The sequence below is a fragment of the Mesorhizobium sp. P3_A2 genome, assembly GCF_056403115.1.
In genome coordinates, this window is record NZ_JBFUGC010000015.1 from 20,948 (window position 1) to 42,189 (window position 21,242).

General features: G+C 59.6%; 22 protein-coding genes and 1 tRNA gene. 9 read left to right on the top strand and 14 right to left on the bottom strand.

Annotated features, from left to right (window positions below):
- Positions 1–34: 34 nt before the first annotated feature.
- The 4 genes from AC1DXM_RS27395 to AC1DXM_RS27410 are packed head-to-tail and all read right to left on the bottom strand — an operon-like array spanning position 35 to position 3,669.
- Positions 35–1,156, bottom strand: coding sequence for a glycosyltransferase (locus tag AC1DXM_RS27395; protein ID WP_477238031.1), 1,122 nt, complete (start codon positions 1,154–1,156; stop codon positions 35–37).
- A complete protein-coding gene (locus AC1DXM_RS27400; protein WP_477238033.1) occupies positions 1,153–1,923 on the bottom strand; it encodes a glycosyltransferase family 2 protein in 771 nt (256 codons plus the stop codon). Before AC1DXM_RS27400 ends, AC1DXM_RS27395 begins: the two co-directional genes overlap by 4 nt.
- Entirely contained in the window at positions 1,916–3,037 is a 1,122-nt protein-coding gene (locus AC1DXM_RS27405; protein WP_477238035.1) for a DegT/DnrJ/EryC1/StrS family aminotransferase, read from the bottom strand. The genes AC1DXM_RS27400 and AC1DXM_RS27405 overlap by 8 nt, the downstream gene beginning before the upstream one ends.
- Entirely contained in the window at positions 3,037–3,669 is a 633-nt protein-coding gene (locus AC1DXM_RS27410; RefSeq protein ID WP_477238037.1) for a NeuD/PglB/VioB family sugar acetyltransferase, read from the bottom strand. Before AC1DXM_RS27410 ends, AC1DXM_RS27405 begins: the two co-directional genes overlap by 1 nt.
- 161 nt (positions 3,670–3,830) lie before the next feature.
- Here AC1DXM_RS27410 and AC1DXM_RS27415 point away from each other — a divergent pair, with 161 nt between their 5' ends.
- Positions 3,831–5,003, top strand: coding sequence for a glycosyltransferase family protein (locus AC1DXM_RS27415; RefSeq protein WP_477238039.1), 1,173 nt, complete (start codon positions 3,831–3,833; stop codon positions 5,001–5,003).
- A 477-nt stretch (positions 5,004–5,480) separates the two neighbouring features.
- Here AC1DXM_RS27415 and AC1DXM_RS27420 read toward each other — a convergent pair whose 3' ends face one another.
- The 4 genes from AC1DXM_RS27420 to AC1DXM_RS27435 form a co-directional block, all read right to left on the bottom strand.
- Positions 5,481–5,684: a CsbD family protein gene (locus AC1DXM_RS27420; protein ID WP_477238041.1), complete on the bottom strand. Its 204-nt coding sequence runs from the start codon at positions 5,682–5,684 to the stop codon at positions 5,481–5,483.
- Between the two features lie 227 nt (positions 5,685–5,911).
- Entirely contained in the window at positions 5,912–6,289 is a 378-nt protein-coding gene (locus AC1DXM_RS27425; RefSeq protein ID WP_477238043.1) for a DUF2934 domain-containing protein, read from the bottom strand.
- A gap of 238 nt (positions 6,290–6,527) precedes the next feature.
- A complete protein-coding gene (locus AC1DXM_RS27430) occupies positions 6,528–7,760 on the bottom strand; it encodes a tyrosine-type recombinase/integrase (RefSeq protein WP_477238045.1) in 1,233 nt (410 codons plus the stop codon).
- 208 nt (positions 7,761–7,968) lie between these two features.
- Positions 7,969–8,058, bottom strand: a tRNA-Ser gene (locus AC1DXM_RS27435).
- A gap of 254 nt (positions 8,059–8,312) precedes the next feature.
- On the opposite strand from AC1DXM_RS27435, the gene AC1DXM_RS27440 reads away from it, so the two are divergent.
- The 8 genes from AC1DXM_RS27440 (at position 8,313) to AC1DXM_RS27475 (ending at position 16,127) form a co-directional block, all read left to right on the top strand.
- Positions 8,313–8,405 carry a putative RiPP precursor gene (locus tag AC1DXM_RS27440; RefSeq protein ID WP_477238047.1) on the top strand — a complete coding sequence of 31 codons (93 nt, stop codon included), beginning with the start codon at positions 8,313–8,315 and terminating at the stop codon, positions 8,403–8,405.
- Between the two features lie 198 nt (positions 8,406–8,603).
- Positions 8,604–9,812 carry a septal ring lytic transglycosylase RlpA family protein gene (locus AC1DXM_RS27445; protein WP_477238049.1) on the top strand — a complete coding sequence of 403 codons (1,209 nt, stop codon included), beginning with the start codon at positions 8,604–8,606 and terminating at the stop codon, positions 9,810–9,812.
- A gap of 93 nt (positions 9,813–9,905) precedes the next feature.
- Positions 9,906–11,072: a D-alanyl-D-alanine carboxypeptidase family protein gene (locus AC1DXM_RS27450; RefSeq protein WP_477238051.1), complete on the top strand. Its 1,167-nt coding sequence runs from the start codon at positions 9,906–9,908 to the stop codon at positions 11,070–11,072.
- A 75-nt stretch (positions 11,073–11,147) separates the two neighbouring features.
- Positions 11,148–11,822, top strand: a complete 675-nt coding sequence (gene tmk / locus AC1DXM_RS27455; protein WP_477238053.1) for a dTMP kinase — start codon at positions 11,148–11,150, stop codon at positions 11,820–11,822.
- Positions 11,819–12,874: a DNA polymerase III subunit delta' gene (locus AC1DXM_RS27460; protein ID WP_477238055.1), complete on the top strand. Its 1,056-nt coding sequence runs from the start codon at positions 11,819–11,821 to the stop codon at positions 12,872–12,874. The genes tmk and AC1DXM_RS27460 overlap by 4 nt, the downstream gene beginning before the upstream one ends.
- Before the next feature lie 92 nt (positions 12,875–12,966).
- Entirely contained in the window at positions 12,967–14,517 is a 1,551-nt protein-coding gene (metG, locus tag AC1DXM_RS27465) for a methionine--tRNA ligase (RefSeq protein WP_477238057.1), read from the top strand.
- Positions 14,517–15,305, top strand: a complete 789-nt coding sequence (locus tag AC1DXM_RS27470; RefSeq protein ID WP_477238059.1) for a TatD family hydrolase — start codon at positions 14,517–14,519, stop codon at positions 15,303–15,305. The genes metG and AC1DXM_RS27470 overlap by 1 nt, the downstream gene beginning before the upstream one ends.
- A 3-nt stretch (positions 15,306–15,308) precedes the next feature.
- Positions 15,309–16,127 (top strand): MBL fold metallo-hydrolase, encoded by an 819-nt coding sequence (locus AC1DXM_RS27475; RefSeq protein ID WP_477238061.1) that lies wholly within the window; start codon positions 15,309–15,311, stop codon positions 16,125–16,127.
- Positions 16,128–16,152: 25 nt separating this feature from the next.
- Here AC1DXM_RS27475 and AC1DXM_RS27480 read toward each other — a convergent pair whose 3' ends face one another.
- From AC1DXM_RS27480 to AC1DXM_RS27505, 6 genes are all read right to left on the bottom strand, one after another.
- Positions 16,153–16,902, bottom strand: a complete 750-nt coding sequence (locus AC1DXM_RS27480; RefSeq protein ID WP_477238063.1) for a GNAT family N-acetyltransferase — start codon at positions 16,900–16,902, stop codon at positions 16,153–16,155.
- Positions 16,903–17,111: 209 nt separating this feature from the next.
- Entirely contained in the window at positions 17,112–17,891 is a 780-nt protein-coding gene (locus AC1DXM_RS27485; RefSeq protein ID WP_477238065.1) for a DUF2066 domain-containing protein, read from the bottom strand.
- A gap of 114 nt (positions 17,892–18,005) precedes the next feature.
- A complete protein-coding gene (locus tag AC1DXM_RS27490) occupies positions 18,006–18,878 on the bottom strand; it encodes an aldose 1-epimerase family protein (RefSeq protein WP_477238067.1) in 873 nt (290 codons plus the stop codon).
- A 175-nt stretch (positions 18,879–19,053) separates the two neighbouring features.
- Positions 19,054–19,770 (bottom strand): Bax inhibitor-1/YccA family protein, encoded by a 717-nt coding sequence (locus AC1DXM_RS27495; protein WP_112561756.1) that lies wholly within the window; start codon positions 19,768–19,770, stop codon positions 19,054–19,056.
- A 24-nt stretch (positions 19,771–19,794) separates the two neighbouring features.
- A complete protein-coding gene (locus AC1DXM_RS27500; protein ID WP_477238069.1) occupies positions 19,795–20,571 on the bottom strand; it encodes an anti-sigma factor family protein in 777 nt (258 codons plus the stop codon).
- Complete coding sequence (locus tag AC1DXM_RS27505; protein ID WP_477238071.1) at positions 20,568–21,101, bottom strand: sigma-70 family RNA polymerase sigma factor; 534 nt, start codon at positions 21,099–21,101, stop codon at positions 20,568–20,570. Before AC1DXM_RS27505 ends, AC1DXM_RS27500 begins: the two co-directional genes overlap by 4 nt.
- Between the last annotated feature and the right edge of the window lie 141 nt (positions 21,102–21,242).

Consider the following 21,242-nt stretch of genomic DNA (forward strand, 5'->3'; position numbering starts at 1 on the left):
CGGCAAACGTCGGCTTTGCAGCCAGCCGAAGCCGTTAGGGCTTGAAGACGATTCTCCTCAAGCGGCGGGGCAGGCTTACTTTGATCCGCCTGCCGGCAATTCTTAGAAGTTCAACGGTCCTTGTTTCTGCGATCAGCCGTCCAGAAACGGCCGCGTCTTCACGAGGTTGAGGATATGGGATCCAGGCGGAGTTGCGGCCAACTTTTTCGTGAAAATGATGAGCAGATAAGCCTCTTTGAATTATCTCGTCTGGCGGTACTTCAAGCAGGATTTCCGCTCCGAGCTGATTGAACATCGTCTCATATAGCCCTCGGTGATCCAGCAAGTACGACGCGATTTCAAATTTCAATGCACCCGGGTCGCAACTCGTCGACGCATTGATAAACCCGAACGCAGCATAGAAATTCTCCGGAGTAATCGTCCTCATCATGTTCACAAGGATGAGCCTATGTTCATTGATAGACCTATTACTAGTCGTAGGGCTTGGGCGACTCGTATTGGTGGCATGCACACGGAACCCTACTAACTTCTCAGGCATCACGAAAATCTCGTAGTGCTGCAAGACCCTAAGCCACATGTCCAAATCGGGGAGCTGCCTGTAAAAATTGTTATATGTCCCAACAGTCCCATAAACCTCGCGTTTTATGAGCACCGACGGATGGCAGAGGCAGTTACCACTCTCAATTAGATCCCTGATCCATGTAAAGCGGGATCGATTCGGTTGCCTGAAGACAGCCTCAAACGATGGCGAATTCGCCGATGACAAAGGGCGGCCCAGCTCGTCGATCCATTCAACGTCAGAAAAGACAGCAGCCAAATTCGGTCCGACCTTAAATTTCTCGAGCTGTTGCTCAAGCTTAGCGGGAACCCAGATGTCGTCAGAATTGCAGACCGCAATGTAGGCGCCTTGACACATCGAAAGGCCTATATTCATGGCCTGACATGCGCCAACATTGCTGGGCAGAAACCGACGAACAATTCGCTCGTCACTTTTTGATCGTATCACGTCTCCAGAATTGTCGGACGAAGCGTCGTCCACAATGACGACTTGCAAATTTTCATACGTCTGCGCAAGAACGCTATCGATGGCCGCACCGACAAAGGGGGCGTGGTTGTATGACGGTATAAGAACGGAGACCAGCGGACTAGACGTCATTTAGTGCTCGCTATGGCGGCGTCGATGTAAGGATCGAAGGAAGCGTCGACGTTGTTCTTCAAGGCTAAAAGCGACTTGATAATTGCCGATCGCTTCTGCTCCGAATTAAGCCGGGTCCATGTGCCATTCGCGTGCAACCTGTAAACCGTGCATGTTCGAGCGGCAAATAGGGCTCCCCCGCTTGAAGCGATTGTCATGTTGAGGAGCCAGTCGTAACCGCTTTTGACGTCCGTTCGTTCGACCACTTCTACGAATCTGTACGTCCGATACAAGCAATTCGAAAACGTAGCGATCGGATTGTTTGTGAGCATGTCGAGAAGTTGTACCACACGATGCCGATTGACCGGCCATCCTGGATGATGCCAACTGGTGCCTGCTGCGTCATCAGTCACCAGGCAGGCAGAAAAGCATAGGCCGACGCTCGGATGAGCATCCATGAGAGACTTCTGGAGCTCTAATTTGTCAGATGATTGCCAATAATCGTCACCCTCAAGAATTGCTAGGTATGGCGTATCCGCTAGACGTGCCAGCAGCTTGTAATGCTCCATAACTCCGAGGTTCGACGCGTTCTTCCTAACGGTGATATTCGCGACCCCGCCTGACACTTTCCGAGCGACGTCAACTGTATTATCAACTGAACAATCGTCAGATACTATTACATTGCAGTGCTGAAAGATCGACTGACTACGAACGCTTTGAATCGCCTCCTCAATGTACGCCTCGTGGTTATACGTTGGTACAACGACGGTTATCTGGGTATCAGTCATCAATGGCGTCCTTGACCGATTTCGCAATGAATAACGCATCATCGTTTGAGACCCCGCCATGCAGCGGAAGGGTCAACACTTCCGAAGCCGCGCGTTTTGCGTTCGGAAGATCAAACAATGTTTGTGACATCCGGCTTGTGTACGGCACTACATCGGACATCAGGGGGTAGAAATACTTTCGCGTATAAATGCCAATCTCACGTAAGGCCAGGTAAACTTTGTCGCGGAGTGGTCGTCCATTCTCGACAGGCAGTCTCATAGCAAAATAGCTGCTTGACCCGACGGTCCCAGGGCGCTGGGGCACTATCTGAATCTTACGGTGTTCCGAGAGGTTATCCCGATAGATTTGAGTAACGGCGCTACGGCGAGCCCGTTCTTCAAATAGGGCGTTTAAGTTTGCCAAGCCAAATGCAGCGTTCAGCTCACTCATCTTGCCGTTGATTCCTACCTCCGAAATCAAATCTTCAGATTCGATTCCGAAATTTTTCAGGATGCTAACCCGTGAGTTGACCTCGAGCGACGACGTAACCACGGCGCCGCCTTCTCCGGTATTAAATTGCTTTGTCGCGTGAAAACTCATGGTAGTGGCGTCACCATAGTTCACCACCGGGCGTCCGTTGTAAGTCGCATCGAACAAATGCGCGCCGTCATAAAGGATTGGAATTTGGTTGGAGCTCGATATCATTGCCAATGCGTCGACATCGCAGGGGCAACCATATACGTGCACTCCCAGGATCCCACTGACGTCTCCGTCAATCGCCGAAACAACAGAGTCGGGACTAATTGTAAGATAATCTTCTTCGATGTCCACTAAAACAGGGTCGAGACCAATCCAAAGCAGAGCTCCGACCGAAGCTGCGAAGGTAAATGGGGTGGTTATAACCTTTTTTTGAAAATTCAGTGCTTTCGCCGCGATCTCGATTGCAACGGTGCCGTTGCTCATGAGGTTGACATAGCGCGTGCGGAATAGCTCTGCCAATCGAAGTTCTAGATCGGCTGAGATCGGGCCCCCGTTTGTAAGCCGGCGGCTCTCTAGTGCCGGAGTTAATTGTGCAACGAAATCGTCGATCGTCGGTACGATTGGGCGAGCAACATAGATCGGCGTATTTGGCACTAGAAAGACCTCGGCTTTGCTGGCACGCCGACCACGATTTCGTGATCGCCGACGTCACTCACCACGCACGCCTGGGCGCCAACGACCACATTGTCGCCAATGTTCAAGGGATGGTCGGATGTCCCATTGATTACGGTGCAACCGACGCCCAGCCAAACTCCTGAGCCTACCTTCACATTTCCAGCAATCGTCACACCGCCGGCTATGAAGGAATTGGCACCTATTTTCACGTCATGATGAAGAATGGAGCCGAAATTGACGATCACGTTGTCCCCTAGCGTTGTGCCAGCTGAAATGACGGCATTCGCAAATATTTGTGCCGCTCCCGAAATCGATGCAGACGGAGAAACTAGAGCACGCGAGCTAATAAATGAGCCGATTGGCAAGCCTAGGTCTCGAAGCACAGCAAGGATGTTTTTCCGGCCAGCATTGTCACCGATCGCTACGAACCAGCGACCGTCCAGAAAACGTGAGGAGGCACCTTCCTGGGAAAGCACCGGTATGCCCTCAATATCAAAACCAGACCTGAAATCATCAACAAAGGCGAGCGTAGGTACTCCTTCGGCCTGCAGCTGGAACTGCAATTCCCGAGCGTGCCCGCCAGCTCCATATATTATAGCTTTATAAGTCATCACTAATTTCGCTCGAGAGATGTCGTAGCGTTCTAAGATGGGCGATCCAGGATTGCTAGTTTTTTGTGCCATTTGCCCTAGAAATGCACAGGGCGTGAACCTCGGCTTAGGTGAGGCAACTGAGAGGCCTGAGTCCGGGCTATTTTTTGGCGAGTGATTTGATGAAATCGTACGACTTGTTGATTTTCGATGACGTATTGCCATCTTCGCTCTCGCCGTTCAGGACAACGGAATGCAAATACCTTATGGGTACTTTTGATTCCGCTCTTATCTCATTGGAGGGATGGGGCGCTTGGCTCAAGGGAAGAACTTTTTCTGAAGAGCTCGCCAGTTCGACATTTGATTTGGACGCAAAGTCGCGCATTTTTAAGTTCAACAGTGTGCCAGAGATTTATGGAACTATCGCGTATGTGACATTTCTGAATAATGCAAGCGCGTTGCTTCCGTATTTCACTAAAAGACGTCTGCCGTTTATTTTGCAACTTTACCCAGGCGGCGGTTTTGAACTAAATCAAGAAAGCACGGATACTAAATTGAGGTCTGTGCTAACGAGCCCCCTCTGCAGAAAGGTCATAACAACGCAGACCATAACCCGGGAATACATCACATCGGAACGCATAGGCTGTGAAGAAGATAAAGTCTGGCATATTTTTGGCGGCGTATTTAAAGGTTCGCGGGACTTTGACTACTACTCTGATAAGAAATCATTTCCGATACACAAGCAATCCATCGACCTATGCTTCGTGGCTCACAAATACAATGGAGACATTAAGTCGAAGGGTTTCGACTATTTCGTGGAGTTATCCAAAATTCTTGGGCGAGATATCTCCGAATTACGTTTCCATGTCGTCGGTGAATACGACGTTCATGACATGCCTTTGGAGGGCATTCGCGATAGGGTAACGTTTTACGGACGCCAACCAAGTGAATTTTTCCCTGAGTTCTATGCGGGAATGGACGGTATAGTCTCGGTCAACAGGCCATTTGTTCTAACTCCTGGAGCCTTCGACGGATTCCCTACCGGCGCGTGTTTAGAGGCCGGCTTCCACGGAGTTGCGAATTTCATAAATGATCCGCTCGGACTAAACCCCGGATTCAAGGACGGTGAGGATATCTTGCTGATTGATGAGAATCTAACGGCGGCGGCCGTTAAAATTGAGGCCGTCCTTCGCGATAACGATCGGCTGGCAAAGTTGGGGCTGGGTGCGTACCGGGCCTTTAAGCGTGTAGTGGATATTGATCAGCAACTCTCGCTAAGGACGGAGCTGATCGCGTCCGAATTGTTGACCCTGAAAAGTGGGCATCTCGCGGAGATTCGTACGGCACAACCCTGAGGACGAGTATCGGGTGATTGGTCGGGCGGCAAGCACGGGCCAACCGCGCTTCATGCCTGATGACGTAATTTCGTCCTCTGGCTGTTCTCGAAGGCGAACTGGTCCTGCAAAACGTTGGCGGTTCGTGAAGGATTATCCGTCGATTGCCGGACATTGCGATGTCGCTTGGTGGCTAGGCGCGCATATTTCCTCTAGACGCTTTGAACGCCAGCTTTGGGCCTCGACTTGCGGTTCCACAAACCGAAAGAGTTGTGCGAGGTGATCGGCAACGTTCGATTGATCAGGTGCGAGCAAAGGCTGGTTGCGAAAAATGCGGCCGCAAGGAATCAATGAGCGCGGAGCTGTTCCACCCGGTGGGGCAAGAGCATGTGACGATCCGATACCGGGGCCTGGTTGAGATTCGATGGGAGCGGCGGGTGATCCGGAATCACAGAAAGGCCGCCTGATGAGCGCCCTTTGAAATTACAGCTCCCCGATCTACCAGCCTTGCATTGAATACCAGTCATCGACGTCTCTCCGGACCCGGTCCTTCTCAATGCCGTATCTCTCCTGAATCTTTCCTTCGAGCTGATCGCGCTTGCCGGCAATGCGGTCCAAATCGTCGTCAGTCAGCTTGCCCCACTGTTCCTTGACCTTGCCCTTGACCTGCTCCCAGTTACCTTCAACGCGGTTCCAATCCATGGCCGTTGCCTCGGCCGACCTCTCTTACACAATCTCGTCTCACACAATTCGCCACCCAAATGGCCAAGGGGCGCTAGGAGCCTTTGCGCAGTCGGCGACACAACCGATGATAGCTGCGCGCGCTTTGAAGGTCTCGAACTGCATGCATCAGACGGGCATCCCGGCGATAAGCGAGACTAGTGGGGCACCGGGGTCGCGACAAAAGAACCCCGCTCCGGCGGGGTTTTCTATTTGCTGAAGTTAGTCTGGCCGGTCGCCAAGCTCCGGGCTGCTTCCTCGATCGCCTCGCGGTCATTGCCCAACCTATCAATTAGGACTTGGGCTTGGTCGCCCGTAATGCCGGTGCGCATTGCCAGCGCCTCCACGGTCAAGACGTCGGAACTGGCAGCCTCAGCGCGCCGCGGCTTTCTCGTCTTGGCCGATAGTACTGTCGCTCCAACCGCGCTTGGTTCAGTAAATGCCTGTTCGGTTTCCAAACGCTCTTCGCGATCGATTTCTGCCTCGACCTGGTGCCAATGCTTCTCCGGGTCGCCTTGCACTCCGCCTTCGCGCTCCCAAATTTCGTATGCTCTTTGCTGAATTCTGTTGTGCCGATCGTCGCCCATGATGAATCCTCCCGTGATGGTTTTGCTCAACGCGGAGAAGGGCGAAATGATCCAGCACGGAATGATGATTTGGATGGATGAGGTGTGACGGCGAATTAGGGTTACGAGGCCCGACTTTGCTGTTGAGGGACAAACAAAAGCTCCGCCGTCACACTGAGTAAACTTTAATTAAAAGGGATGGTTCCGGGGAGATGGTGAACGACCGCCCCGGAAAATGCCTCGCGCGGGCTTTTTCATGCTACCTCCGCGCGCCAGTCAGCAGGTCTATGGCTGGCCTCGCGTCCATCAAGATCAAATCGGCCCAAAGCTGAGACAGTTCACGCCTGCGCTCCATGTGAATCGCACGGTTGTAGGCGCCTTCGGTCTTGTCTTTGGCTACGTGCGCCAGCATCAAATCGATAACTGGACGGTCGGCGCGAAACCGCTCATTCATAACGGACGAGAACGTTGACCGCCAACCGTGCGGGACGTGCTTGTGATGGTACCCAGCACGATTGAGCAGATACCCGATTGCGTTCTCGCTCATGGGCTTGTGTGCGTGCCGTGTGTTTGGAAAGGCGAGGGGGCCGCGGCCGGTTATTTGCCGCAGCGCGTCGATTGCCTCTAGCGCCTGCCGCGAAAGCGGCACGAGGAAGTCGCGAGCCTCGTCGCCCTTGTGTTGCAGACGCAGCTTCATTCGCTCTGCCGGAATGCGCCAGACATCGGCATCAGCGGGCCATTCCGCCCAAGGAGTTGTCGCCAGCGTTCCGGGACGCACCGCGGTCAAGGCGAGGATCCTAAGCGCAAGCTTGGTGACAGGGTGGGCGGGTTCTGCTTCGGCCTTGGCCAACATTTCGCGCGCCTTGTCCAAATCCGTGATTGCCGGTTGCTTTCCCTTCTTCATTGGCGCCATGGCCTTCTTGACCATGGCCGCAGGGTCGTTCTCGGCTCGCCCTGACGCAACTGCGTAAACGAACACCGCCGACATGCGTTGGCGGATGCGGCGGGCTGTTTCCTTCGCGCCGCGCTTCTCAATCGGACGTAGCGTGGCAAGCACGTCGGCGGCTGTTATGTCCTTGATTGGCGCGCCACCAAGAGTGGGGAATATTTCTCCCTCCAGGCTTTCGATGACATCGTCTGCGTGCCGCGCAACCCATTGCGACTTATTCAACTCATACCACTCGCGCGCGATCGTCTCGAAGGTGCCGTCTCCGCTAACCGCCTCGAGCTTCCGGATGCGTTTTGCAACTGCGGGATCTCGACCGGTGCGGAGTGTCGCCTTGGCATCGTCACGCGCATCACGCGCAGCTGAAAGCGTCACGTCGGGGTACGGACCAAGCGAGAGGAGCTTTTCTTTGCCTCCGAACTGGTAGCGTACGCGCCAAAGCTTCCCTCCAGATGGCGTGACGAACAGGTGAAGGCCGCCAGAATCGTACAGCTTGTAAGGCTTCTCGCGTTTGTCGGCCTTCCTGGCAGCAAGATCCGTCAACATGCTGTCCGTCCCTTCGTGGTATCAATTCAATTCGAATCCCACTGTACCCCAAATACCCCGGCCTTCAAGGCCGAATACCCCAGAAGATACCCCGGATACTGTGGGATTGCTTGACGCGCGGCGGGATTGTTTGGGACTAGGAATTGGCGGTAATAGATTGATTTGCGTAGGCTTTTAGCAATCAATGGGACCGCTTGGGAGCGGTAACTGGCGGAGGGAGTGGGATTCGAACCCACGGTGGGCTTGCACCCACGCCGGTTTTCAAGACCGGTGCCTTAAACCGCTCGGCCATCCCTCCGTCGTGATTTTTCAATCACTTGCGCGCTCGTTCTGATCGCCGTTCCTAGCTGCCGGAAGCAGCAGCGAAAGGAGATCATGCGCGTTTCATTGCTCTAGTGCGCGCTGCAAAGGCCTGTCAACAGCGCAAGATCGTCGGCATCGAATATCTGCCGAAACATGACAGTGAGCTGCTTGTTCTGTCCCGAACATTGACAATGCGGCGAAACACCGGCCAATCTGTGCTTGCTAAATGCAGGAGCAAGTGGGGAAACCATGAAAAAGACCTACGAGAAGCCGATCCTGGTAAAGCGCCAGAGGCTGTCGCATGTGACAGCGCAAGAAATCCCCTCCGTCGAGCCGCAATGACGGATACGGCTGACGTCGGCAGCGGTGCAACCGCCGCCACAATCTCGCCCGGTTCCGGACACAATCGATTAATACGCTGATAAACAATTCCTGCGCACAAGGGGATGGGGATTGGCGCGTCGCAGGCATTGCTGCTCTGGCTCCGCCGAGATTCTAAAAACGGTGCCTGTGTCGATACGGTAGGGGACATCTGAAAACATGCAGACCACGACGCATCGGCGTCTTCGTCGCGCTCCTGCTTTGGTCTTGTGCGCTCTTTCGGCTGCGTTGCTGGCGGCCTGCGCGTCGCCGCAGCCCGAGTCGAAAGCGATGGTCTACAAGAAGCCTCGCTCGAAGGAATATTTTGCCGAGACCGAATATGGCGTGAAAGCCAGCCCGCGCGTGCAATACATGCGGCGCGGTGGCGGCCGTGACCAGCTGGGCAAGCCCTATCAGGTGCGCGGCAAGTGGTATTACCCCAAGGAAGACAAGCGCTACGCCAAGGTCGGGCTGGCCTCCTGGTACGGCGACGCCTTCCACGGCCGTCTCACCGCCAATGGCGAAGTCTATGACATGACGCATCTGACGGCGGCGCATCCGACCATGCCGCTGCCGAGCTATGCCCGCGTCACCAACCTCGAAACCGGCAGCTCGGTTATCGTGCGCGTCAACGACCGCGGCCCGTACCATGAGGGCCGCATCATCGACGTCTCGGAGCGTGCCGCGCAGATGCTCGACTACGCCAAGGTCGGCACCGCCAAGGTCAAGGTCGAATATGTCGGCCGCGCGCCGCTCGACGGCGACGATGACCAGTATCTGATGGCTTCCTACCATCCAGGCAACCGCATACCGGACCCGTCGGATGGTTTGCCGACCGGCGTCATGGTTGCCATGAACGGACCTTCGCCAAGCCTGCCTGTCGGCGCCGCCGCCGTGCCGTTCCCCGGTCAACTGACCAATTCCGGCACCGAGGCGCAGCCCGTAATGTCGGTCCAGGCGCCGGCTTTCGGCGACATCACGCTGCCCGAATTCGGACCGATCGTGCCTCAGCGGCCGGAGACGCCTTTTGCCGTGGCATCGCTGTCCTATGCGGATGAACGCGTGCAGCGCGCCGACGTCTTTGCCGCACTGGACGACCAAGGCATGTCGCCGGCCGACATCCTGCAATCGTGGAAAAAATCCAATCCGCAGGCCGCCCCGGCAACTTCCGATTATGTCGCTGCCGGCTCCTTCGACGATGCCGCCGAGGCCGAGCGGGTGGCTGAAGCTCTAAAACCCTTCGGCAGGACCGAAATCCAGAGCACCGAACTCGACGGCAATGACTGGTACGCGGTCAATGTCTATCCGGATGGCCACGGCAATGTCGACGACCTCTTGCGCGCGGCATGGTCGCATGGCGCGCCGGATGCGCTGGCTGTGCGCGACTGATCAACAAGCTTTGCCATTGCGCGGTTGATCCGCCGGGAAGAAGCCTGATAGCTTTGCAGCACGTTTCCTGCAGGCCAGTGGGTCGAGCCTCTCATGCGTTTTCGCCTTGTCCACCCTTTTGCCGGGCTTTTGGGTCTTGGCCTTTTGTTCGCCGCGCTGGTTCCGGCCAATGCGCAGCTTTTTGAGACCAAGGCCACGCAGGCTTTCATGATCGATGCCGAAACCGGCACGGTGCTGTTTTCCAAGGATGCCGACCAACCGATCCCGCCGGCCTCGATGGCCAAGCTGATGACCATGGAGTTGGTCTTCAACGCCATCAAGTCGAAGCGCATGACCCTCGACGACACTTTCGTGGTCTCGGAGAATGCCTGGCGCAAGGGCGGCGCCCCGTCGGGAACGTCGACCATGTTCGCCAAGCTCAAATCGGCGGTCCGGGTCGAGGACCTGATCCAGGGCGTCACCATACAGGCCGCCAATGACGGCTGCATGGTGCTGGCAGAGGGTATGGCGGGCTCCGAAGAGAATTTCGCCGCACAGATGAATGATCGCGCCCGCCAGATCGGGCTGGCGAAATCGACATTCGTCAATTCGACCGGCCTGCCGGCCGACGGACAGCAGACGACGGTGCGCGAACTGGCGCAGCTCGGCCTGCATCTGTGGCGCGAATACCCCGAGCTCTACCTCTACTATGGCCGGGCCGATTTCACCTGGAACAAGATCTCGCAAAGGAACCGCAACCCGTTGCTGGCCATGGGCATCGGCGCCGATGGGCTGGCCGTCGGGTCAAGCGAGGCGGGTGGTTTCGGCATTGTCGGCTCGGTCAGCCATGACGGGACGCGGGTGATCGCTGCGATGAGCGGATTGGCGAACGATCGCGAACGCGCCGAGGAAGCGCGAAAGCTGCTCGAATGGGGTGTCCGTTCCTTCGAGAAGACCGAGATTTTCGCCAGCAATGAAGTGGTCGGCGAGGCCCAGGTGTTCGGCGGCGCCAAATCCGGCGTGGCGCTGAAGGCAAAGGCGCCGATCAACGTGCTGCTGCCGATCGCCAACCGCGACAAGCTGACCGCTAAAATCGTCTATCAGGGGCCGGTATCGGCTCCAGTTGAGGAAGGCCAACCCGTCGGGACGCTGCGCGTCTGGATCGGCGACACGCTGAGCCAGGAGACGCCGCTTTTCGCCGCCGAATCGGTCGGCGTCGGCACGCTGCCGCAACGCGCGTTCGATGCCGCCAAGGAACTGGCCGTCGGCTGGTTGCGTTAAGCAGCGTTAGAATCGTGGACCTTTGATAAGGTCCGGACTATGACGTCAGCGCAAAACAGGACAAAGGCCTTTCGGTTGGCGCGCGGATTTTTCATCACCTTCGAAGGCGGCGAGGGCGCAGGCAAGTCGACGCAGATCGAGCGGCTGGCCAGGAAGATGCGCGCCAAGAAATATGATGTTCTCGTCACCCGCGAACCCGGGGGGTCACCCGGCGCCGAGGCGGTAAGACATGTCCTGCTTTCCGGCGCCGCCGAGCCATTCGGGCCGAAGATGGAGGCGCTGCTGTTCGCCGCCGCGCGTTCCGACCATGTCGAGCAGATCATCCGGCCGGCGGTCGAGCGCGGCTCCATCGTGCTGTGCGACCGTTTCCTGGATTCCTCGCGCGTCTACCAGGGCGTCACCGGCGGCCTCGATCCGGCCTTCATGGAAGCGCTGGAAGAGGTCGCCATCAACGGCATGATGCCTGACATGACGCTGATCCTCGACATCGACCCCGCCGAAGGCTTGCGGCGCGCCACCGCGCGGCGTGGCGCCGGCGACGGTCCGGACCGCTTCGAAAAGGAGACGCTGGACATCCACCAGCGCCGCCGCGACGCCTTCCTGGCGATTGCCGCCGCCGAGCCGGACCGCTGCATCGTCATCGACGCGTCGGCGCCTCCCGATACGGTGGAGGATGTCATCACCGCGGCCGTGTTCGCCGCACTTGAGGCGAGGGCGCCCGCGCGCAACAGACAGGCGGCGCCCGCATGATCTTCGAACGCATTGCTCCCGAGCAGCACGACACACTGGACGGCGTGCCGGAACCATCCGAAACGCTGCGCCTGGTCGGCCATGAGCAGGCGGCTGCGATGCTCGCCGCTGCCTATCGCTCGGGAAAACTGCCGCATGCTCTGATCTTTGCCGGACCGGTCGGCATCGGCAAGGCAACGCTTGCCTTTCACCTTGCGCATCATCTGTTGAAGCATCCGTCCTTCGAAACGGCGCCGGAAATATTTGCCGTTCCCGACCCGGCCTCATCGTTGTTTCGCCAGATCGCCACCGGGGCGCATCCCGGCGTGCTGCATCTGACGCGGCCGCTGAACGACAAGACCAAGAGCTTCAAGACGGTCGTCACTGTCGATGAGATCCGCAAGGTCAACCGCTTCCTGTCGCTCACCTCGCACGACGGCAGCTACCGGGTGGTGATCGTCGATCCGGCCGACGACATGAACACCAACGCCGCCAATGCCTTGCTGAAGAACCTCGAGGAGCCGCCGACCCGTACGCTGTTCATCCTCGTCGTCCATGCGCCGGGCAGCCTGTTGCCGACGATCCGCTCGCGCTGCCAGATGGTGCGGTTGGCTCCGCTCGATGCCGGCAGCCTGATGAGCGTTCTGGAAACTGTCGAGCCGCCGCCGCCAGCCGATCCGGCGGCGCGCGCGGCACTGGCCGAACGGGCAGGGGGCAGCGCCCGCAACGCGATCCTCCTGACGCAATATGGCGGGCTTGAGATTGCAAGCACGCTCGACGCCCTGGTGACCGCAGGCAAGACCGACGTCGCCGGCGCCTATCGCCTTGCCGAGGCTGTCGCAGGCCGCGACCAGGCAATCCAGTTCGACATCTTCAACCGCCGCGCGCTGGATCTGCTCTCGGCGGGCGCCAGCGAAGCAGCGCTCGCCGGCGACCTCAAGCGGGCGAAAACCTTGTCGGACACTTGGCACGAGGCGTTGAACGCTATATCTGAGACCGACACCTACAATCTCGACAAGAAGCAGCACGCCTTGACCATGATCGACCGCCTGAATTCCGCAATGCGAATGTGACCGGATCCGGCTTCGGGTCGGGATGGCAATCACCGTCTCGATGCGATATCCACCGCCTCACATTCAATTCGGACATTCATGACGGTTCATTCATGTCACGCGACACATTCTACATCACGACGCCGATTTTCTATCCGAACGGCAAGCCGCATATCGGCCATGCCTACACGGTCATTGCAACCGACTCGCTGGCCCGCTTCCAGCGGCTCGACGGCAAGGACGTGTTCTTCCTGACCGGCACCGACGAACACGGCCTCAAGATGCAGCAGACAGCTGAGAAGGAAGGCATCACGCCGCTGGCGCTGGCCGACCGCAATTCAGCGATCTTCCGTTCGATGACCGAAGCGATGGGCGGCTCGAATGATGACTACATCCGCACGACGGAACCACGCCACTACGCGTCCTGCCAGGCGATCTGGAAGGCGATGGCCGCCAATGGCGACATCTATCTCGACCGCTACAGCGGCTGGTATTCGGTCCGCCAGGAAGCCTATTTCGAAGAGAGCGAAACCACGCTCGGCGACGACGGTGTGCGGCGCGAGCCGCTTGGCTCTCCCGTCGAGTGGAACGAGGAGGAGAGTTATTTCTTCCGGCTTTCCGCCTATCAGGACAAATTGCTTGCGTTGTACGAAAACCAGCCCGATTTCATCGGCCCGGCCGAGCGCCGAAATGAGGTGGCGAGCTTCGTCAGGTCCGGCCTCAACGATATCTCGGTCTCGCGCACGACCTTCAATTGGGGCGTGCCGGTGCCGGGCGACGACAAGCATGTGATGTATGTCTGGGTCGACGCCTTGACCAACTACATCACCGCCGCCGGCTATCCCGACACCAAGGCCGAGCAATGGCGATACTGGCCGGCCACGCACATCATCGGCAAGGACATCGTCCGCTTCCATGCCGTCTACTGGCCGGCTTTCCTGATGTCGGCGGGCATCGAACTGCCAAAGCGCGTCTTCGCGCACGGCTTCTTGTTCAACCGTGGCGAGAAAATGTCGAAGTCGGTCGGTAATGTCGTCGACCCCTTCACCATGGTCGAGCATTACGGCCTCGACCAGGTGCGCTATTTCTTCCTGCGCGAAGTGCCGTTTGGCCAGGACGGCAGCTACAGCCATGACGCGATCGTCAACCGCACCAATGCCGATCTTGCCAACGGCCTCGGCAATCTGGCGCAGCGCTCGCTGTCGATGATCGCCAAGAACTGCGGCGGCGTGGTGCCGCAACGCGGCGAACTCACGGAAGCCGACAGCGCCATCCTCGACCAGGCGGTGGAAGCGCTGGGCACGGCCCGCAAGGCGATGGCGGAGCAAGGCATCCATCTGGCGCTGGCGGCGATCTTCAACGTGGTGGCGGAGGCCGATCGTTATTTCGCCTCGCAGGCGCCATGGGCGTTGAAGAAGACCGATCCTGCGCGCATGGAAACGGTGCTGTGGACGACCGCCGAGTTGGTGCGGCGCGTGGCGTTGCTGTGCCAGCCCTACATTCCGGGGTCGGCCGGCAAGCTGCTCGATCTGCTGGCGGTGCCGGCCGACGTGCGCCAGTTTGCGCATGTCCATGCTGATTATGCGCTGGTGCCCGGCACGGCATTGCCTGTGCCGGAAGGGGTGTTTCCACGTTACGTCGAAAAGCCGGAGGCGGGCGCCTGATGCTCGTCGATAGCCATTGCCATCTCGACTTTCCGGATTTCGCCGAGGAGCGGGCGGCCATCGTCGCCCGCGCCAAGGCCGCCGGGATCGGTCGCATGGTGACGATCTCGACACGTGTGAAGCGGTTTCAGCAAGTGCTTGAGATCGCAGAGAGTTTCGACGAAGTCTATTGCTCGGTCGGCACCCATCCGCACAATGCCGGCGAAGAGCTGGATGTGACGGCCGAGGAGCTTGTGCGCCTGTCCGCGCATCCAAAGGTGGTGGCGATTGGTGAGGCCGGGCTCGACTATTTCTACGACAAGGCGCCGCGCGATGCGCAGGCGCAGGGCTTTCGCACGCACATATCAGTCGCGCGCGAAACCGGCCTGCCGCTGGTCATCCATTCGCGCGACGCCGATGACGACATGGCTGCCATCCTAGAGGACGAAACAGGGAAGGGCGCCTTCCCCTTCATCCTGCACTGTTTTTCCTCCGGACGCCGGCTGGCCGAAGTGGGCGTAGCGCTTGGCGGTTATGTATCCTTCTCGGGCATCCTGACCTTCAAGAACTCGGCCGAATTGCGCGCCATCGCGGCCGATGTGCCGCATGATCGGCTGCTGGTCGAGACCGACGCGCCCTATCTGGCGCCGGTGCCGTTTCGCGGCAAGCGCAACGAGCCGGCCTACGTCGCGCAAACGGCCAAGGTGCTGGCCGAAACCATCGGCATCAGCGAGGCCGAGATCGCGACGCTGACGACGGCGAATTTCTTCCGGCTGTTCGGCAAGATGCCGCGGCCTGCCGGCCTCTGACGCATGAGCGACCGGCTGCGCCTCACCATTCTCGGCTGCGGCTCGTCGCCCGGCACGCCGCGCATCACCGGCGACTGGGGCAATTGCGACCCGGCCAATCCGAAGAACCGGCGCACGCGCTCTGCGGCACTCGTCGAGCGAATTGCAGCAAATGGGTCCAAAACCACCGTCGTCATCGATACCGGGCCTGATTTTCGCGAGCAGATGCTGATGGCGGCGGTCAAGCGCATCGACGCCGTTGTCTACACGCATCCGCACGCCGACCACATTCACGGCATCGACGATCTGCGCGGCTACGTGCTCGAACAGCGCCGTTTGATCGACATCCACGCCGACCAGCAGACGATGCTTAGGCTGCGCGAGGCGTTCGGCTATTGCTTCGGGACGCCACTGGGCAGTTCCTATCCGCCGATAGTCAGGCCGCACATCATTGATCATGCAAGGCCGGTGACCATTGAAGGCGAGGGCGGTGCCCTCACCCTTGAGCCGCTGCCGCAGATCCATGGCGACATTATTTCGCTCGGTTTCCGCATCGGCGGGCTGGCCTATTGCCCCGATATCAGCGACTTCCCCGACGCCACCGCCGAGCGGCTGCGCGGCCTGGAGATGCTGGTCATCGACGCCTTGCAGCACAACACCCATCCCAGCCATTTGTCGCTCGGTCAGGCGCTCGGCTGGATTGAAAAACTGACCCCGAAACAGGCCGTGCTGACGCATATGCATGTGCCGCTCGACTATGCCACGGTGATGGCCGAGACGCCTGACACTGTGGTGCCGGCCTATGATGGCATGGTGATCGAAATTCCTTATGAATCAGCGTGATGCGAACGGCCTTTCATAACGCCGTTCAGCTCTTCGGCGCGAAGATCAGCAGCGTTCCAATCCGCTCATAGCCCATGCGGGGATAAAGCAGCGCTCCGGCATGCGTCGCCAACAACATCGAGCACCGCGACTCACGCGCCCGGTCATCCGTCAGCATTCTGGACATCAGCGCCTGGCCGATGCCGCGACGCCGGTGCGAAGGCTCGACATACATGGCCGAGCACCAGGTAGCGCCGACGGCGTCTATGCTGCGCACACGCCCGACGATGGCGTCGCCGTCGAGCGCCACATACTGGCGGAACGGCGCGCTGTCGCCGAGCAGATCGGCCGCGATCGGCCGCCTGCGCACGATCTTTGCCAGCTGCGCCGCCCGTTCGACTGTCTGCACGTGCTCGATCGAGACTGTGGCTGGCGCATCCGGGATCTGGCGCAATGGCTGGACGAAGAAACCTTCCGTGCGCAGCAGCCGGTAGCCGAGAGCCTTGTAGGCGGTTCGCACCGGCTGATCCGGTTCGTCGCTGGCGATCACGACCGAAACAGCAAAGCTTGACCGCGCGTGCTGCCGCACGATCCCATCGGCTTCCTCGGCAGCGACATCATGGACGACCCATTCTTCGCCGCGATAGTCGCGAGGATTCTTGCGCTCGGCATCGCGCATCAGCCACAACGGTCCGACGCGGCTGGCCTCATAGGGAAATGTGCCGCTCTTGTCGGTGCTGAAGCCGTGCACGAACACTTCGATCGCCGCTTCGATCTCTCGCTTTGCTGTCGTCATCGACACAGCGTAGCGTTGGCCGTCTGCTCAAGGCAACACGCTTCGATCGTGCCAAGCCTATGAAAATCAGCAGCAATTCCCGGCAGAAGCCTAACGCATAAGTTCCATAATCTATCTTATGCGACTTTCGGGTGGGATGGCGATCAGTGACACAAGCGTCTGTGCCGCCCGCTCCGAGCAGCAAATGCCATCTCGTGGCGCGGCTCTCGTCAGTGCGGCGTGACGGCTTCCGGCTGCCCGTTGCCCGACAGGATCTGCAGCGTCCCGCGCGCAGCGTTCCGGAACGCATCGTCGAAGCTGACGCCACGCACCTGCCAGCGATACTCCTTGCCTTTAAAGCCAAGCCGCCAGTCGCCGACCCAGCCCAGCGCTTCCTGGCGCCATGCCAAAGTGCCGGCAAGCACAGCATCGCCGCCCAGTGTTTGCGTCACGTCGGCAAGCACGACGTCCTGCGGTTTGGGAAGTTCCAGTGGCAAGCCGGCCCGCTGCGCGGCGGCAACCAGCGCGCCGCGCATATCCTGGGCCAGCTCGCCACCGCCATCGCGCACCAAGGTGAAGCCGTCGCCTTTCATCGGCTTTACGTCGAGCAATGCGACAATTGCGGGCCGCGGCAGCGGCCACGGTTTGCGCCCGAGTGACGCCAGCAAGGCATCGATCTTGTCCGGAGCGAAATCGGCGGTGATGTATTGCGGCCGGTCGTGCGTGCCCTGCTCGTCATGCGGCGGGCGGTTGTTGAGCAGGTCGCGATAGCCGATTTCGGTGACATAGTCGGCTGCGTGCCGGCTCATCTCCGCAACGCGCGGATCGCCAATCAGCCGCGGGTCGCCCGAAACCTTGACCAGCACTTCTTCAAGGCACGGCGCCAGGCCCCAGGCCCGGTTCTCCTCGCCAGTGCCGTTGGTCACCGACTGCGCACGGTAGAGGCTGGCGCGGTCTATGTCGGCGGCAGCTACGGGAAATGCGACCAGCACAGCGAGCGCCGCTGTCATCAACTTCAAGCATCCAGGCATCCGCCGACCCCTCCCAGACGGTCCGGAATATCCGTCGGAGCTATACTCCTGATCATTCAAGGAATTTCAAGGCGCCTGGAGGCTAGCGTCAGTCTAGGTGGATATCAGCCTTACCTGATAGCTCAGCACGCGCTTCTCACCGGGCGCGATCAGCATCACGCCCGGCTTGTCGGCGAACTCGCCGTCAAAATCGACGGGGCTGGCAAGGCCGTGCCAGGGTTCGATGCACAGGAACGGCGCGCCGCCGGGTTTCGACCAGACGCCCAATTCCTTGAAGCCCTGCCATGACACCTCGATCGCCGGACCGCGCGCAGCGGCGTAAAGCACGCTGCTGCTGGCCGGCCGGTCTAGGATTACGGCGTCTGCGTCGAACAGCCGTTCGGAGAGCGCCAGCGTTCTGCCCTCAATGGGCGTCGCCTGCGGTGCCGCCAGCACCAGCCCGTCCTTCAGCCGGCGCATCGGCGCCGGCTCATCCGCAGAAAACGTCAGGTGATAGTCAGTCTTGGCCAGACCCTGTTGCAATGGCCAATTGAACGCCGGATGCGCCCCGACCGAGGCCGGAAGCGTCTCGTCGCCAGTGTTGGTGATGTCGAAGGATATATCGAGTTGCCGGCGTTCCAGCGTGTAGGTGACAGCCAGGCGAAAGGCGAAGGGATAGCGCGCGCGGGTGTCGGCGTCGTCGGTCAGCACCAGCGTGCAGGACCGCGGGCTCGTCTCAGCCCACACAAACGGCTTGTCGCGGGCAAATCCGTGCTGGGTCAGCGGATAGACCTGGCCGCGATGGTGCAATTGGTCGCCATTCAGCCGGCCGACGATCGGAAACAGCACCGGCGAATGCCGCCGCCATTCCGGCCCGGCCTGCCACAAAAACTCCAGACCCTCGGCGTTGCGCAAGGAAACCAGTTCAGCCCCCTGCCCGACAATGGTCGCCGAGATGCCGTCGCCGTGAAGGGTCACCTGTTCCATAAATTTCTCGCGGCTGGCTGATCTGGCAGCAGGCTAGCAAAGGGCCGCATGTGAACTCAAGAGCAGGCAGGTAGCTCTTGTGCCGCGATGGCTAAGCCATACACCGCCAGAGACAAAAATGGCCGGAGGTTTCCCTCCGGCCACAGTTTGAAAATGTTGCCTGCTACGGTCCGGACTATTCGCGTTCGCCGGTGAAATTCAGCAACAGCTGGAAAATGTTGACGAAGTTCAGGTAGAGCGACAGCGCGCCGAACACGGCGAGCTTCTGCTGCGATTCCGCGTCGAAATTCTCGGCATACTGTTCCTTGATCGTCTGCGTGTCCCAGGCGGTCAAGCCGACGAACACGGCGATACCGATCACCGAAATGGCGAACTGCAGCGCGGTCGAGCCGAGGAAGATGTTGACGACGCTAGCAATCACCACGCCGATCAGACCCATGATCAGGAACGACGAGAACTGGGTCAGGTCGCGCTTGGTCGTGTAGCCGTAGAGGCTGGTGGCGCCGAACATGGTGGCGGTGATGAAGAAGGTGCGCGCGATGCTGGTGCCGGTGAAAACCAGGAACACCGAAGCCAGCGACAGGCCCATCACCGCGCAGAAGGCCCAGAACATCGCCTGGGCGCTCGCCGCCGACATCGTCTGCATCTTGAACGAGAACAACAGCACGAAGGCGAGCGGCGCCAGCATCACCACCCATTTCAACGGGCTGGAAAAGATCGGCACGTAGAGAGCCGGCGTCGAGGCGACCATGAAGGCGACGAGGCCGGTGACGACGAGGCCGATGCCCATATAGTTGTAGACGCGCAGCATGTGGCTGCGCAGGCCTTCGTCATAGACGGCGCCGGCGCGGGCGCCAGCGCCCATGCGATAGCCGAGATCAGGGGTATTCATGCGGGTTCTCCTTATGTGAGGTCTTTAGTAAAGCGTTTTGGCGAGCGTTTCGGCGGCACGGTCGAGGTCATGGACATCGCTGCGCGCAACAACCGCGTAGGCGACCTCGCCGATCTGGAAATAGGCCGAGGAAATGTCGCCCGAGGGTGCGATGGCAGGCTTGACCACCTCGAAGGTTCCGGGCCGGATCGCAAACAGCGAGACCAGCCCCATATCCTTCGTCTCCAGCGCTACCTCGACGCTCGGCCCGAAGCGCGAGGGATAGATCTGCACGTCGCGGATCTTCCAGTCTTTCGGCAGCGACGGCATGACGATCGCGGTCGCAGCGCGAATTTCATCGGCATTGTAGTTGGGCGCCTCGAGCTGCGAGGGCATCGCCTCGCGCATGAGTGTCGTCCTGTGCGCCCGGATCGCTTCTTCGACATAGGCGGGCGGCGTCGGCGAAGCCACCACCTTGGTCACCAGCAGCGGACCGAACAGGCCGTTCGCCAGCCAGCCGGCGGCGACAAAGACGGCGACGGCGGCCGCTCGTTGCAGCACGGCGAAGACGCGGCGACTGGCGAGCCCCCTGCCCAGCCGGCGCGCGACTTCCGTCGTCGCCGGCCGCGCCATCCCTGTGGAAGCGGCCAGCGCGAGGCGCAACTCGTCGCGCGTCCTCAAATCGGACATCACCCGCGCCGCTGCCTCCGGACGAGCCGACAGAAACGCTTCGACCTCGATGCGGCGCGCGACATCCAGCTGGTCGTCGACATAGGCGTCGAGGTCGGTATCGGTCACCGGGTCCCGCAACAGTTCGGTCATGACGGGTCTCCCACGATCCTCAGATGGTTCTTGGCCGGCGAAGCGACAGCGCTTTCCATCGAGCGCAGTGCGGCGCGCGCCCTGCCAATGCGCGACATCAGCGTGCCCAACGGCACCCCGCTGGCGTCGGCGGCCTCCTGGTAGGATAGGCCCTCGATGGCGACCAGGTGCAGCGCCGAACGTTGCTCTTCCGGCAGGCTGAAAAAGGCCTCGCGCACCTGCGCCAGGCGCACGGAATGTTCCTGCGGCGCCGGCGTGCTGGCATCAGTGAGATAGCCGGCCTGCTCGACGCGCGCCGCTTCCGAGTGGCGCGAGCGCATCTTGTCGATGAATGCGTTGTGGACGATCGACAGCAGCCATGCCCGCAGATTGCCGCCGGAACGGAAGGTGCCGCGCCGCTCGTAGGCGCGCACCAGCGCGTCATGCACCAAATCCTCGGCGTCACTGCAGTCGCGCGTCAGCGAACGTGCATAGCGCCGCAGCGAACCCAGCTGTCCAACTATATCGAAGCGTGGCATCGATCGTTTCATGCCCTGTTTACGGAACAGGCGCGAACTTTAATCCATTGCCGCAAAAACTTTTGGTTGGTCGCATGGGTGCCAAAATCCAGCCTCGCAACGCCCATCTCCCGTTGCTGTCCTTCTGGCCCTCAGCAGGGCTGGCGCCCGTGC

Bases quoted from the DNA above. Each gene is read 5' to 3' on its own strand.
- AC1DXM_RS27460 (WP_477238055.1), top strand. From the start codon at position 11,819: ATGATCTTCGAACGCATTGCTCCCGAGCAGCACGACACACTGGACGGC.
- AC1DXM_RS27505 (WP_477238071.1), bottom strand. From the start codon at position 21,101: ATGAAACGATCGATGCCACGCTTCGATATAGTTGGACAGCTGGGTTCG.
- AC1DXM_RS27485 (WP_477238065.1), bottom strand. From the start codon at position 17,891: ATGACAGCGGCGCTCGCTGTGCTGGTCGCATTTCCCGTAGCTGCCGCC.
- AC1DXM_RS27410 (WP_477238037.1), bottom strand. From the start codon at position 3,669: ATGACTTATAAAGCTATAATATATGGAGCTGGCGGGCACGCTCGGGAA.
- metG (WP_477238057.1), top strand. From the start codon at position 12,967: ATGTCACGCGACACATTCTACATCACGACGCCGATTTTCTATCCGAAC.
- AC1DXM_RS27495 (WP_112561756.1), bottom strand. From the start codon at position 19,770: ATGAATACCCCTGATCTCGGCTATCGCATGGGCGCTGGCGCCCGCGCC.
- AC1DXM_RS27445 (WP_477238049.1), top strand. From the start codon at position 8,604: ATGCAGACCACGACGCATCGGCGTCTTCGTCGCGCTCCTGCTTTGGTC.
- AC1DXM_RS27440 (WP_477238047.1), top strand. From the start codon at position 8,313: ATGAAAAAGACCTACGAGAAGCCGATCCTGGTAAAGCGCCAGAGGCTG.
- AC1DXM_RS27420 (WP_477238041.1), bottom strand. From the start codon at position 5,684: ATGGATTGGAACCGCGTTGAAGGTAACTGGGAGCAGGTCAAGGGCAAG.
- AC1DXM_RS27425 (WP_477238043.1), bottom strand. From the start codon at position 6,289: ATGGGCGACGATCGGCACAACAGAATTCAGCAAAGAGCATACGAAATT.
- AC1DXM_RS27415 (WP_477238039.1), top strand. From the start codon at position 3,831: ATGAAATCGTACGACTTGTTGATTTTCGATGACGTATTGCCATCTTCG.
- AC1DXM_RS27500 (WP_477238069.1), bottom strand. From the start codon at position 20,571: ATGACCGAACTGTTGCGGGACCCGGTGACCGATACCGACCTCGACGCC.
- AC1DXM_RS27490 (WP_477238067.1), bottom strand. From the start codon at position 18,878: ATGGAACAGGTGACCCTTCACGGCGACGGCATCTCGGCGACCATTGTC.
- AC1DXM_RS27450 (WP_477238051.1), top strand. From the start codon at position 9,906: ATGCGTTTTCGCCTTGTCCACCCTTTTGCCGGGCTTTTGGGTCTTGGC.
- AC1DXM_RS27395 (WP_477238031.1), bottom strand. From the start codon at position 1,156: ATGACGTCTAGTCCGCTGGTCTCCGTTCTTATACCGTCATACAACCAC.
- AC1DXM_RS27400 (WP_477238033.1), bottom strand. From the start codon at position 1,923: ATGACTGATACCCAGATAACCGTCGTTGTACCAACGTATAACCACGAG.
- AC1DXM_RS27470 (WP_477238059.1), top strand. From the start codon at position 14,517: ATGCTCGTCGATAGCCATTGCCATCTCGACTTTCCGGATTTCGCCGAG.
- AC1DXM_RS27480 (WP_477238063.1), bottom strand. From the start codon at position 16,902: ATGACGACAGCAAAGCGAGAGATCGAAGCGGCGATCGAAGTGTTCGTG.
- AC1DXM_RS27475 (WP_477238061.1), top strand. From the start codon at position 15,309: ATGAGCGACCGGCTGCGCCTCACCATTCTCGGCTGCGGCTCGTCGCCC.
- AC1DXM_RS27430 (WP_477238045.1), bottom strand. From the start codon at position 7,760: ATGTTGACGGATCTTGCTGCCAGGAAGGCCGACAAACGCGAGAAGCCT.